Genomic DNA, 12,150 nt, shown 5'->3' with positions numbered 1-12,150 from the left:
TCCCTCGTTACCAGAAAGCAGAAAGTTGCGTATGCTGAAGTGAATGAAATAAAACAAGAGACCTGCATGATCCTAATAATTTACGCCCATCCCTATCCGCGTCACTCGCGCGCTAATCAGGGATTGCTCTCAGCCGTGAAAGATCTGCCCCATGTTGAAGTCCGTTCGCTGTACGATCTCTATCCTGATTTCAATATTGATGTTGATGCCGAACAGAAGGCGGTTGAACGGGCCGATCTGGTGGTGTTCCAGCATCCGATTCAATGGTATGGCTTACCGCCGTTGCTGAAACTCTGGATTGATAAAGTGCTGGAGCACGGCTGGGCTTATGGCCATGAAGGTAATGCGCTCAAGGGAAAACACTGTCTGTGGACCGTCACCACTGGCGGTAATGAGCATCATTTTGAACTGGGCGATCACCCGAATTTCGACGTGCTGGCGCAGCCTTTGCAGGCGACGGCGGTCTACTGCGGTATGCACTGGCAGCCCTATTTTGCGGTACACAACACCTTTATTTGCGATGAAGTTGCTCTGAAAGCGGCGGGTGAGGAGTATTGCCGACGCTTAACCGCCTGCCTGAGTCTGAAAGAAGGTTGTGCGCCGGAGGTCGAAAATGGACAACCATAATCTGATGATTGAAGGGCTGATTTATCTTGGCTCGGCGGCACTATTTGTACCGATCGCGGTCCGTCTCGGTTTAGGTTCCGTGCTGGGATATCTCATCGCCGGCTGCATCATCGGTCCGTGGGGACTTAAGCTGGTTTCTGATGCGGAATCCATTCTGACCTTCGCTGAGATTGGCGTGGTGCTGATGTTATTTATCATCGGCCTGGAGCTGGATCCTAAACGTCTCTGGACGCTGCGTGCTTCGGTCTTTGGCGGCGGCAGTATGCAGATGGCAGGCTGCGGCCTGGTGCTTAGTCTGTTCTGTTATTTACTGGGGCTCGACTGGAAGGTTGCCTTGCTGATTGGCCTGACGCTGGCGCTTTCATCAACCGCTATCGCTATGCAGGCCATGAGCGAACGCAGTTTGACATCATCGCCAATGGGTCGTAGTACGTTTGCCGTGCTGCTGTTTCAGGATATCGCGGCAATTCCGCTGGTGGCGATGATCCCTCTGCTGGCCAGTACCGGTGAAGCCACTACGTTAGCCAGTTTTGGTCTTTCGGCGGCGAAGGTACTCGGTGCGCTGGCGGTGGTGGTGCTCCTCGGGCGGTATGTCACGCGCCCGCTACTGCATTTTGTTGCCCGCTCTGGGATGCGTGAAGTGTTCAGCGCTGTGGCACTGTTTCTGGTATTCGGTTTTGGTATTTTGCTCGAAATAGCGGGCCTTTCGATGGCGATGGGCGCATTTTTGGCCGGCGTGATGCTGGCGAGTTCCGAATATCGTCATGCGCTTGAGAGCGACATTCAGCCGTTTAAGGGGTTGCTGCTCGGTCTGTTCTTTATCGGTGTTGGCATGTCTATCGACTTCGGCACACTGATTCATCAGCCACTGCTGATTGCGATATTATTGGCCGGTTTTATGGCGCTGAAGGCGGCGCTGCTCTGGCTGGTTGCGCCGTGGCTCGGTGTGCCAAAAAAACAGCGCGGGTTGTTCGCGATCTTAATCGGTCAGGGCAGTGAGTTTGCTTTTGTTATTTTCAGCGCTGCGCAAATGGCCGGTGTGTTGCCAGTCGAGTGGGCGAAAGCGCTGACGCTGGCTGTTGCGCTATCAATGGCCGTGACGCCGTTGCTGTTGGTACTGGCAGCGCGTATGGAGCGTAATACGCCGCAGGAAGATCGTCCTCAAGACACTATTGATGACGAAAATGCGCAGGTCATTATTGCCGGTTTTGGTCGCTTCGGTCAGATCGCGGGTCGTTTGCTGCTGGCCAATAATGTGCATACCGTCGTATTGGATCACGATCCGGACCATATCGAAACCTTACGTAAATTCGGCACAAAGGTTTTTTATGGTGATGCCACGCGGGTTGATCTTCTTGAAGCGGCCGGGGCGGCCAATGCCAAAGTGTTGATCAATGCCATTGATGACGTCGAGGCTAACCTGCAACTGACGGCGTTAGCGAAGGAGCATTTCCCCAATCTGAAGATTATCGCCCGCGCTCGCGACGTCGATCATTGGTATCAGTTGCTTCAGTTAGGCGTAGAAGCGCCGGAGCGTGAAACTTTCGAAGGTTCATTGCGCGTCGGGCGTGAGACGCTGGAGCTCCTGGGCCTGGATGCTTATGAGGCGCGTGAAAAAGCCGATCTGTTCCGGCGTTATAACCTGAAGATGCTCGCGGCAACTGCCGGGAACTATCAGGATACTGAATTCCGTATCGCCAGTATGCAGCGTGCGAAAGATATGCTTAGCATGGCTATCGGGCAGGATCAGGAGCGTCATGCTTCGGGCCAGCAGCAAGGCTGGCGCGGTAGTATTGACGGTAAAGCCCCTGAAGAGGAGATTATTGAAGCTAAGGGGTAAGCAACGCAGACGCGGAGAAAACATAGATGGGCGGCAGCGAAAGCACCGCCCGTTTTTATGGAATGAGGCTACGTCAGCCAATCAGCTGAGTGCCACTTTAATCCCTAAACCGATGAGTACACCACCAAGCAGTTTATCGATAATTTTCTGTGCTTTTGCCAGACCGCGACGAACGGGGGCACTTTGGATCAATAAGGCCAGTAGCGGCCACCAGATAGTCGACAGACCGACAATGATCGACGCGTACCACAGTTTCTCACCGAGGCTGGAATTAACCTGTAAAACTTGAGTAAACACCGCCAGGAAAAAAAGCGTTGCTTTCGGGTTCAATAGGTTACAAAGGTAACCCTGTATGAAAGCGGTGCGCAGCTTGACCTGTTTTTGCTCAATCCCATCCAGATTGAGTTTACTGTTGGTGCGCGAAAAGAGTGTCTGAATACCAACCCAAATTAAATAGGCCGCGCCGACATACTTCAGCAGACCAAATAACCAGGGCGTCGTTGTGATAACCACGGCAAGGCCCGCGACGCAGTACGACATGTGGGTGATGACACCAGAAATCACGCCGAGTGCGGTCGTCAGTGCGGCCATACGTGGGTAACGCGCCGCATTTTTGATCACCAGAAAAAAATCCGGGCCGGGGGATAGCATGCCAAGGAAAGCGATACTGGCAATAAACAGGGAAGTTTCAAGCATGAAAGTAACCGTCGTCAATGTTCAGAACGTAATAAGACGGCATCATACGCCAATCTTGATTGTCGCGAACCCACACTTGCCGGATTTTTTACAGGTTGTTCCATTGAGGCTCAGGAAGTTATGCAAGCATCTATCACTGAAAGCCCCGCCGCCAGCTATCAGCGGGAAATAACCCGCCTGTGTATTGAATGCGCGCTACTGCTGCTTCAGCATGGCGCAGAAAGCATGTTGGTGGAACAGTTGCCGGCGCGGCTGGGTGTTGCGCTCGGCATGGACAATGTTGAGAGCTCTATTTCTGCTAACGCCGTTGTACTTAGCACGATCAGTCAGGGACATTGCCTGACGTCGACACGCAAGAATATCGATCGTGGCATCAATATGCATGTGGTAACGGAGGTGCAGCATATTGTGATCATGGCCGAACATCGGCTGCTCGACAGCTCGCTGGTAGCCAAACGTCTGACAAAAATAAAGCCACTGCGTTATCCGCGATGGCTGATGATTCTGATGGTGGCGCTCTCTTGTGCCTGTTTCTGCAAGCTCAACGGTGGCGACTGGGGCGCCTCTTTTGTCACGCTGTTAGCCAGTGGAGTAGCAATGGCGGTACGTCAGACCCTGACGATTCGCCAGACGCATCCGTTGCTCAATTTTTGCTGTACTGCGTTTGTTGCGACCAGCATTTCCGGTTTACTGCTCAAGCTTGCCTGGTTCAGCCAAGCCTCCAGCGTAGCCATGGCCGCCAGTATTCTCCTGCTCGTACCAGGTTTTCCGCTGATTAATGCGGTGGCCGATATGTTTAAAGGCCATGTGAATACCGGTCTGGCACGCTGGGCGATGGCCAGTTTATTGACGCTGGCGACCTGTATCGGTGTCGTCATGGCGATGTCACTGTGGGGGTTGCAGGGATGGGCATGAATCTGATGTGGGCACTGATTCAGGATATGCTGCTGGCGGCGGTTCCTGCGCTCGGTTTTGCTATGGTCTTCAACGTACCACCACGCGCGCTGCGCTACTGCGCATTACTGGGAGCATTGGGACACGGTTCACGCATGCTGATGATGCATGCCGGATTGAATGTCGAGTGGGCTTCTTTACTGGCGGCTATTCTGGTGGGTGTGATTGGCATCCACTGGTCGCGCTGGTTACTGGCACATCCGAAGGTGTTTACCGTTGCGGCCGTTATCCCGATGTTTCCGGGGATTTCGGCGTATACGGCGATGATTTCTGTGGTTGAGATCTCGCACCTTGGCTACAGCGAAGCGCTGATGGCCAGCATGGTCACCAATTTTATGAAGGCCAGCTTTATCGTCGGTGCATTATCGATTGGATTATCTTTACCGGGGCTGTGGTTGTATCGCAAACGTCCCGGGGTGTAAGTCCGGTAAGCGCACTCTCAAATCTTTATAAAGCGCCAGTCTCCCTATCGACGGCTGATGGGGCTTTCCGTATAGTGGCAGCTCTTTTTACGGGTCACGGTTTTATTCCTTATCTACACAGGGCTTCACAATGATTATTAGCCTGATCGCCGCACTGGCGACGGATCGCGTTATTGGCATGGAAAACGCCATGCCTTGGCATTTACCGGCCGATCTGGCTTGGTTTAAGCGCAATACGCTGAACAAACCGGTCATCATGGGACGTAAAACATTTGAATCTATCGGCCGTCCTTTACCTGGCCGCTTAAACATTGTCATGAGTTCAAATCCAGGGACTCATGACAATGTGACCTGGGTGACCTCCGTTGACGCTGCGATCGCTGCGGCAGGTAACGTTGAGGAAGTGATGGTGATGGGAGGGGGGCACGTATATGAACAGTTTTTGGACCGTGCAGACCGTTTATACCTGACCCACATTGATGCCGAAGTGGAAGGGGACACGCAATTCCCGGACTACGAACCAGATCAATGGGAAAGTACATTCAGCGAGTTCCATGACGCCGATGCGCAAAACTCTCACGGTTACTGCTTTGAAATTCTGGATCGAAATCGGGGCTAGTCCCGCAGCCAGTTCCAACAGAAAGGCACCTTTTAAGGTGCCTTTTGTATTTCAGGGGAGCGCAGAACACATTCAGAATGTTTCGGGTGTCTGAACCTGCTCTTTCTCACTGTTCCGGCTGGACGGTTGGGTAAACCAGACTTTATCTTCCCAGCGCACCATGGTCATGACGCCACCCCAGCAACAGCCAGTATCCAGCGCGTAGACACCTTCTGGCGTACCTTTACCTTCCAGAGAAGCCCAATGACCGAAAGCAATACTGTATCCTGCCTGCAGGATGGGGTTTTCAATATCAAACCACGGCTTAAGTGGCCGCGGAGCGTTTTCCGGCATGTCCTTGCAAATCATATCAAGCTGCCCATTCGGGAAGCAGTAACGCATGCGCGTGAGGGCATTGGTGCTAAAACGCAGACGTGCAAGGCCGCTCAGTTCTGGTGACCAGTTATTTGGCATATCACCGTACATGGCATCCAGGAACAGCGGGTAGGTGTCGCTGCTTAATACTGATTCCACTTCACGTGCACATGTCTGTGCCGTTTCCAGGTCCCACTGCGGCGTGATGCCCGCGTGGGCCATAACCAGCTTGAGATCTTCGTCAACCTGCAAAACGGGTTGGCGCCGCAGCCAGTTGATCAGTTCGTCGGCATCTTCGGCTTCGAGCAGTGGTTTCAGGCGGTCTTTAGGTTTGTTAAAGCTGATACCGGCATAGATGGCCAGCAAATGCAGGTCATGATTGCCGAGTACCATGCGCACGGAATTCCCTAAACCGCTGACAAAACGCAGCACTTCAAGTGAGTCCGGGCCTCGTGCGACGAGATCGCCCGTCAGCCATAAACAGTCTTGCCGCGGGTCAAAACTTGCCTGCGCTAATAGCGCTTTGAGTTCATCGATACAGCCATGAACATCACCAATAAGATATGTCGACATGAGGATTAATTTATCAGCGTTGGGATCGCGAGGCGAAAAACAGGGATGGGCACGCTGAACGGTTCACCGTTCTCTGCAACCATGTCGTAATGACCTTCCATTGTACCCAGCGGCGTTTCAAGAACCGCGCCGCTAGTGTAGTGAAATTCATCACCGGGCAAAATGAGGGGTTGTTGACCCACTACACCTTCACCCCGAACTTCAGTCTGTCGCCCGTTACTGTTGGTTATCAGCCAGTAACGGCGGAGCAATTGCACGTTGAAACGCCCAAGGTTGCGAATGGTAATGGTGTAGGCGAAGACAAAACGTTCTTCATCAGGTATCGACTGTGACGCTATGTAGATACTTTGCACCTGAATACTGACGCGGGGTGAATCAAGCATAACGTTACTCCCTATCCCGAAAATTATTATTCCGGCTTCGGTTCAGCATTTTTCGGCCGGGTCGATAGCCAGTTAGCGAGTTTGCAGTATTGCTCAACAGAGATGTTTTCTGCACGCATTTGCAAATCCAGGCCCAGTGCGGTCATCTGTTCTGGAGTAAACAAATGTCCCAGGCTGTTACGAATAGTTTTCCGGCGCTGATTGAAGGCGTCGGTCGTCAGACGGCTCAAAATACGGATATCGTCCACCGGGTAGGGAATGGTCTCATGCGGGATCAAACGCACCACGGCGGAGTTAACTTTTGGCGCTGGCGTAAAGGATTCCGGTGGTACTTCAAGTACCGGAATAATATTGCAGTAATACTGCGCCATGACGGTCAGACGACCAAATGCCTTGCTGTTAGGCCCGGCAACCAGACGGTTAACCACTTCTTTCTGCAACATGAAATGCATGTCGCTGATAGCATTGGTATAGAGAAACAGGTGGAACATCAACGGCGTGGAGATGTTATATGGCAAATTGCCGAACACGCGCAGGGGTTGCCCCAACTCTTTGGAAAGCTCACCGAAATCAACTTTCATGGCATCGGATTGAATCACCCGCAGCTTACCCAGCATCTTCGGGTTGGTTTCCAGACGCGCCGCTAAATCACGGTCAAGTTCGATCACCGTCATGCTGTCTAGGCGTGAAACCACCGGCTCTGTCAATGCTGCCAAACCGGGACCGATCTCAACGACCGCCTGACCCGGCATAGGATGAATGGCCGATACGATGCTGTCGATAACAAACTGATCGGTTAAAAAGTTTTGCCCAAAACGTTTACGAGCAAAGTGGCCCTGATGTACACGATTATTCATTGTGGTTATTTATCATTACTGTTGTTTGCCATGTGAATGGCGAGATTTATTGCTGTCTTGAAACTGCCTGCGTCGGCGTTGCCGGTAGCAGCAAGTTCAAGGGCGGTGCCGTGATCAACGGAAGTCCGGATAAAAGGCAGGCCGAGTGTAATATTCACTGCGCGACCGAATCCCTGATATTTTAGCACCGGAAGGCCCTGATCGTGATACATCGATAGTACGGCGTCAGCGTGTTGTAGGTATTTCGGCTGGAAAAGCGTGTCCGCAGGCAGCGGGCCGATGAGGCTCATGCCTTGCTGACGTAGCTCTTCCAGCGCAGGAATGATGGTATCGATCTCTTCATGTCCCATGTGGCCGCCTTCACCTGCATGCGGATTAAGACCACATATGTAGATTTGCGGATCATGGATGCCAAATTTTGTCTGAAGATCGTGGTGCAAAATGGTGATCACTTCATGCAGGCATTGACGAGTGATCGCCGCTGGCACGGCAGACAACGCCAGATGCGTTGTCGCCAGCGCAACGCGTAACTCTTCGGTTGCCAGCATCATGACCACGCGGTCGCATTGGCTGCGATCGGCAAAAAATTCGGTGTGTCCAATGAACGGAATGCCCGCGTCATTGATAATACTTTTTTGTACCGGACCGGTCACCAGCGCAGCGAACTCGCCGTTAATAGCCCCATCGCAGGCGCGCGCCAGAGTTTCTACTACGTACGCGCTGTTGGCGACAGCCAACTTACCTGGCGTCACTGCCACGACTGTTTTGACCGGCAACACGGTCAGTGTACCGGCAGCCTGAAGCTGCGGCGGCACGCCTGGCTGATAGTCGCGTAGCGTAATGTCCAGTCCTAAAACGCTGGCCCGATCAAGCAATAAAGCCGGGTCGGCACATACCACTAACTCAACAGGCCATGTCTGCTGAGCCAGTGCCAGTACCAAATCCGGCCCAACCCCGGCGGGTTCGCCGGGGGTGATGACCACAGATTTCGTCACGGAAATATTATTTTCCATTACCGTCCATAATTTTCACGTACGCATTGGCACGCTGTTCCTGCATCCAGGTCTGAGCTTCTTCTGAGAATTTACGGTTGAACAACATCCTGTATGCACGCTCTTTCTGCGCCGCATCAGTTTTATCAACCTGACGGGTGTCGAGCACCTCAATCAAGTGCCAGCCAAAGGATGAGTGAACCGGCGCACTGAGCTGACCTTTCTTCAGGTTGAGCAATGCTTCACGGAACGCAGGGTCATACATGTCAGGAGAGGCCCAACCTAAATCGCCGCCCTGATTGGCAGAACCCGGATCCTGAGAAAGCTGTTTCGCTTCGTCAGCAAATGTCGCTTTACCACTGCGGATATCAGCAGCAACTTGCTCCAACTTGGCTTTAGCCTGATCGTCAGTCATCACCACCGAGGGTTTCAGCAGGATGTGGCGTGCGTGAATTTCGGTCACCGAGACGGTTTTATTGTCGCCTCGAATGTCATTCACTTTCAGAATATGGAAGCCGACACCTGAGCGGATAGGACCAATAATCTGGCCTTTCTGCGCAGTGCTCAGCGCCTGAGCAAACAGCGAAGGCAGCTCTTGTAATTTACCCCACCCCATATTGCCGCCTTTGAGCGCCTGGGAATCAGCGGAGTAGGTGATCGCCATTTTGCCAAAGTCGGCGCCATTATTGAGCTCACCCATTACTTTTTTCGCCAGTGCTTCGGTAGTGTCTACCTGATCCTGCGTCGGGTTTTCCGGCAGAGGCAGCAGAATGTGGCTGAGGTTGAATTCAGCACTGCCACCGTTTTGGGCGCCGACTTGTTTCGCCAGAGTATCGACTTCTTGTGGAAGCACCGTGACACGACGGCGTACTTCACTATTACGCACTTCGCTAATCATCATCTCTTTGCGGATCTGCGCGCGGTAAGTGCTGTAGTTCAGGCCGTCATACGCCAGACGACTGCGCAGTTGGTCGACGGTCAGTTTGTTCTGTGCAGCAATGCCGGCAATGGCTTTATCAACGTCTTCATCCGTTAACTTAATGCCCATTTTATTGGCCATCTGCAACTGAATGGTATCCATGATCAGACGATCCAAGATCTGATGGCGCAGCGTGGCGTCATCGGGTAACTGCTGATTCGCCTCTTTCGCCTGCTGTTTAACTGACTGCATCAGGCTTGTGACGTCACTTTCTAAGACTACGCCGTTATCGACCACGGCGGCCACTTTATCAACTTCTTGTGGCGCTGCGAACGCGGTACTGGCACAAAGCGTTACGCCGAGGAGAAGCGTTCTCCAGTTCTTCATACTTTTTCCATTTGTTTAATCCGCAATTGCGGATGCAAGTTCACTGAGTTCAACATATCGTTGGGCTTAGAAAGCACGTTGATAAGGCAGTATGCCGCTGGCCAACATTTCATTGGTTCCGAGGCTATGATTACCACTCAGGCCACGAAGTTCAATGTTGAATGAAATCTTGTTGTCATATTTGCTTTCAGACTTGGTCGAGTCGTAAGTGGTGATTTTACGTTCGTACCCCAGGTTAACCGCCCAACAGCAGGTATTGTATTGCAGCCCCAGTAACTGGTCGGCCGGTTGCTGTGCTTTGGTGTCGTAATAGTAGGCACCGACAATCGCCCAGCGGTCAGCGATGGGCCAGCTGGCAATCCCGCCAACCTGTGATATACCCTGCTGGTAGCCAGGGTTAGTCACCTGAGGCAGCGTAGCCTGAATATATTCCGGGCTGGCATAACGGTAGCTCAACTGCACCATTCTTTCTGAATCAGCGCGGTATTCCAGTACAGCATCACCCAGCGCCAGTGCATCAAGACGTGTGTCATACTGTGCGCCACCACGGATGCCCCAGAAATCATTGATTTTATAGTAGGAATCGCCAGCCCATACCAGACTACCGGTATCGTCGTTTTTATCCAGCGCGCTGTTTTGGTCGCCGGTACGCGGAGGCGTAAAGTAATAAATCTGACCAAGTGAGGCGTTAAAACGCTCCACCAGGCCGTCATCATAAATACGTGTTGTCAGACCGCTGGCTACCTGATTAGCAGAAGCGATACGGTCCAGGCCGCTGTAGCTCTTATCACGGAACAGCCCGGTATAGTCAGATTGCAATAACGTCGAGTCATACGTGTTAATTCCACTCTGATCGCGGTAAGGAATGTAAAGATACTGCGCTCGCGGTTCGAGGGTTTGCGTGAAGCTTTGGTTCCAGTCCATGGTGCGTTCAAACACCATTTTACCGTCGCTTTTGAACTCCGGCATCGTACGGTTAACCGAACTTTTCAGCCTGGAGTTCGGGTTAGCATCGAAGTAGGCATCGGGAATATCCTGTTGATAATGCGTCGTCATCAATTTGACTTCATTATCCAGGCTACCCAGGCTGTTGCTTAACGGCAGGCTCAGCGTTGGTTCTAAGTGCAGCCTTATTGCATCAGGCTGATTCGGGTTTACGTTAGTAAACTTCGCCGCCTGGCTATAGACGTGAAGATCAAATGGCCCGAGATCATTTTTATAATAATTGACGTCAAATTGCGGCATGGCACGATAAACGTTACCGGTGTCATAGCCACTGAAGATCTGGAATTGCTTGCTGGCTAAGGTTGCATCCCAGTTTTCATTGGCGTAGCCGACGCTGAATTTCTGCGCCGCATAGCCATCGGTGGTTGAGCCATATTTGGAGTCAAAATCGGTGAAGTAATACGGGTCACTGACTTTGGTATAGTCGATGTTGAAACGCCAGACCTGATCCACTACGCCTGAGTGGGCCCAATAGTACATCCAGCGTTTGGTTTGATCGCTGGTGCGACCTTGACTCTTGACGTATTCGTCATCAATTTTCTTATCGTCACCGAGATAATCGAATTCCATCATACCTGCACCGGCAACGGTCAGATAACGGAACTCATTCTGCAATTGCAGTCCACGGTTACTCATATAATTCGGTGTGATTGTGGCGTCGTAGTTAGGTGCAATGTTCCAGTAATAGGGAACGGTGACACCAAAGCCATTGTTACTGCTGTAGTTGGCGTTCGGGATCAGGAAGCCGGAGCGACGCCTGTTACCAATCGGTAACTGCATATAGGGGCTGTAAAATACCGGCACCGGGCCGATGTGGAAACGGGCATTCCAAATCTCAGCCACTTCTTCCTGGCGGTCTTCGATGATCTGCGAGCCAACGACGCTCCAGCTGTTGTCACCGGGCAGGCAGGAGGTAAATGTGCCGTTATCAAGAATGGTGTAACGGTTGCTGTCACGCTGCTTCATTTTGTCCGCAACGCCACGACCCTGACGACCGACCATCTGATAATCACCGTTTTCCACGTCGGTATCTTTGGTTGTCAGGTTCGAGAAGGCTTTCGGGCCATTCAGCTTGATCTGATCGCTATTATATTTAACGTTACCGGTCGCCGTCACGGTACGGGTAGGTGTGGTCTGCCCCGGGTTCGCGATCTGATTCAGCTGAACCTGGTCAGCGTCCAGTGTGGCATTACCTTGTTCTACGTTAACTTTTCCGCTGAACAGGGCGTTATCCGGGTAATTCCCCGTGGCATGGTCAGCCTGAATATGAACGGGAAGTTTATTCGGGTCACCGGTAACCAACGGTTTGTCATAAGTCGGAACGCCGAGCATACATTGCGCAGCGAGATCGGCAAAAGCCCCATGGCTGTACAGGGCCGCCCAAATGGTGGTGGCCAGCAGCGTAGGTAAGCGAGTTTTCAGACGTCTGTTTTTCATACGTAAAATGGTGTTCCGTCATCAGAGGCATCATGCCGGCAAACGGTCAGAGACTATATCACTCGTCATCGTTGCGCTAGTGTTA

Annotated in this window: 12 protein-coding genes; 5 read left to right on the top strand and 7 right to left on the bottom strand. The window is 52.2% G+C overall.

Annotated elements, in window-relative coordinates; all coding sequences use genetic code 11:
- Positions 1 to 66: 66 nt before the first annotated feature.
- Together kefF and kefC are read left to right on the top strand one after the other, a co-directional pair.
- Positions 67 to 627 carry a glutathione-regulated potassium-efflux system oxidoreductase KefF gene (gene kefF, locus ACMV8I_RS11755; RefSeq protein WP_498865405.1) on the top strand — a complete coding sequence of 187 codons (561 nt, stop codon included), beginning with the start codon at positions 67 to 69 and terminating at the stop codon, positions 625 to 627.
- Positions 614 to 2,467 (top strand): glutathione-regulated potassium-efflux system protein KefC, encoded by a 1,854-nt coding sequence (gene kefC / locus ACMV8I_RS11750; RefSeq protein WP_498865404.1) that lies wholly within the window; start codon positions 614 to 616, stop codon positions 2,465 to 2,467. The genes kefF and kefC overlap by 14 nt, the downstream gene beginning before the upstream one ends.
- 81 nt (positions 2,468 to 2,548) lie before the next feature.
- Here the strand turns inward: kefC and ACMV8I_RS11745 are convergent, their stop codons facing one another.
- On the bottom strand, positions 2,549 to 3,163 hold the full coding sequence (locus ACMV8I_RS11745; protein WP_498865403.1) for a LysE family translocator: 615 nt from the start codon (positions 3,161 to 3,163) through the stop codon (positions 2,549 to 2,551).
- A 120-nt stretch (positions 3,164 to 3,283) separates the two neighbouring features.
- Here ACMV8I_RS11745 and ACMV8I_RS11740 point away from each other — a divergent pair, with 120 nt between their 5' ends.
- The 3 genes from ACMV8I_RS11740 to folA all read left to right on the top strand — a co-directional run bounded on the left by ACMV8I_RS11740 (position 3,284) and on the right by folA (position 5,158).
- Complete coding sequence (locus ACMV8I_RS11740) at positions 3,284 to 4,078, top strand: threonine/serine exporter family protein (RefSeq protein ID WP_498865402.1); 795 nt, start codon at positions 3,284 to 3,286, stop codon at positions 4,076 to 4,078.
- Positions 4,075 to 4,539 (top strand): threonine/serine exporter, encoded by a 465-nt coding sequence (locus tag ACMV8I_RS11735; RefSeq protein WP_498865401.1) that lies wholly within the window; start codon positions 4,075 to 4,077, stop codon positions 4,537 to 4,539. Before ACMV8I_RS11740 ends, ACMV8I_RS11735 begins: the two co-directional genes overlap by 4 nt.
- Positions 4,540 to 4,672: 133 nt before the next feature.
- Positions 4,673 to 5,158, top strand: coding sequence for a type 3 dihydrofolate reductase (folA, locus tag ACMV8I_RS11730; RefSeq protein ID WP_498865515.1), 486 nt, complete (start codon positions 4,673 to 4,675; stop codon positions 5,156 to 5,158).
- Between the two features lie 72 nt (positions 5,159 to 5,230).
- Here the strand turns inward: folA and apaH are convergent, their stop codons facing one another.
- From apaH to lptD, 6 genes are all read right to left on the bottom strand, one after another.
- The gene (apaH, locus tag ACMV8I_RS11725; RefSeq protein WP_498865400.1) at positions 5,231 to 6,085 is read right to left on the bottom strand and encodes a bis(5'-nucleosyl)-tetraphosphatase (symmetrical) ApaH; all 855 of its coding nucleotides are present in this window, start codon (positions 6,083 to 6,085) and stop codon (positions 5,231 to 5,233) included.
- A gap of 5 nt (positions 6,086 to 6,090) precedes the next feature.
- On the bottom strand, positions 6,091 to 6,468 hold the full coding sequence (apaG, locus tag ACMV8I_RS11720; RefSeq protein ID WP_498865399.1) for a Co2+/Mg2+ efflux facilitator ApaG/CorD: 378 nt from the start codon (positions 6,466 to 6,468) through the stop codon (positions 6,091 to 6,093).
- A 26-nt stretch (positions 6,469 to 6,494) separates the two neighbouring features.
- The gene (gene rsmA / locus ACMV8I_RS11715) at positions 6,495 to 7,325 is read right to left on the bottom strand and encodes a 16S rRNA (adenine(1518)-N(6)/adenine(1519)-N(6))-dimethyltransferase RsmA (RefSeq protein WP_498865398.1); all 831 of its coding nucleotides are present in this window, start codon (positions 7,323 to 7,325) and stop codon (positions 6,495 to 6,497) included.
- A 5-nt stretch (positions 7,326 to 7,330) separates the two neighbouring features.
- Complete coding sequence (pdxA, locus tag ACMV8I_RS11710) at positions 7,331 to 8,338, bottom strand: 4-hydroxythreonine-4-phosphate dehydrogenase PdxA (RefSeq protein ID WP_498865397.1); 1,008 nt, start codon at positions 8,336 to 8,338, stop codon at positions 7,331 to 7,333.
- Entirely contained in the window at positions 8,328 to 9,623 is a 1,296-nt protein-coding gene (surA, locus tag ACMV8I_RS11705; RefSeq protein ID WP_498865396.1) for a peptidylprolyl isomerase SurA, read from the bottom strand. Before surA ends, pdxA begins: the two co-directional genes overlap by 11 nt.
- Positions 9,624 to 9,689: 66 nt before the next feature.
- Positions 9,690 to 12,065, bottom strand: a complete 2,376-nt coding sequence (lptD, locus tag ACMV8I_RS11700; RefSeq protein ID WP_498865395.1) for an LPS assembly protein LptD — start codon at positions 12,063 to 12,065, stop codon at positions 9,690 to 9,692.
- Between the last annotated feature and the right edge of the window lie 85 nt (positions 12,066 to 12,150).

Origin of the sequence: Ewingella sp. S1.OA.A_B6 (assembly GCF_049889095.1) — a bacterium.
GTDB lineage: Bacteria > Pseudomonadota > Gammaproteobacteria > Enterobacterales > Enterobacteriaceae > Ewingella.
Note: the sequence above shows the minus strand (reverse complement) of the source record. Positions and strands in the feature narration are given on the sequence as shown.

Coding starts and splice junctions, on each gene's coding strand:
- ACMV8I_RS11745 (WP_498865403.1), bottom strand. CDS start 3,163: ATGCTTGAAACTTCCCTGTTTATTGCCAGTATCGCTTTCCTTGGCATG.
- ACMV8I_RS11740 (WP_498865402.1), top strand. CDS start 3,284: ATGCAAGCATCTATCACTGAAAGCCCCGCCGCCAGCTATCAGCGGGAA.
- pdxA (WP_498865397.1), bottom strand. CDS start 8,338: ATGGAAAATAATATTTCCGTGACGAAATCTGTGGTCATCACCCCCGGC.
- surA (WP_498865396.1), bottom strand. CDS start 9,623: ATGAAGAACTGGAGAACGCTTCTCCTCGGCGTAACGCTTTGTGCCAGT.
- kefF (WP_498865405.1), top strand. CDS start 67: ATGATCCTAATAATTTACGCCCATCCCTATCCGCGTCACTCGCGCGCT.
- apaG (WP_498865399.1), bottom strand. CDS start 6,468: ATGCTTGATTCACCCCGCGTCAGTATTCAGGTGCAAAGTATCTACATA.
- rsmA (WP_498865398.1), bottom strand. CDS start 7,325: ATGAATAATCGTGTACATCAGGGCCACTTTGCTCGTAAACGTTTTGGG.
- apaH (WP_498865400.1), bottom strand. CDS start 6,085: ATGTCGACATATCTTATTGGTGATGTTCATGGCTGTATCGATGAACTC.
- lptD (WP_498865395.1), bottom strand. CDS start 12,065: ATGAAAAACAGACGTCTGAAAACTCGCTTACCTACGCTGCTGGCCACC.
- ACMV8I_RS11735 (WP_498865401.1), top strand. CDS start 4,075: ATGAATCTGATGTGGGCACTGATTCAGGATATGCTGCTGGCGGCGGTT.
- kefC (WP_498865404.1), top strand. CDS start 614: ATGGACAACCATAATCTGATGATTGAAGGGCTGATTTATCTTGGCTCG.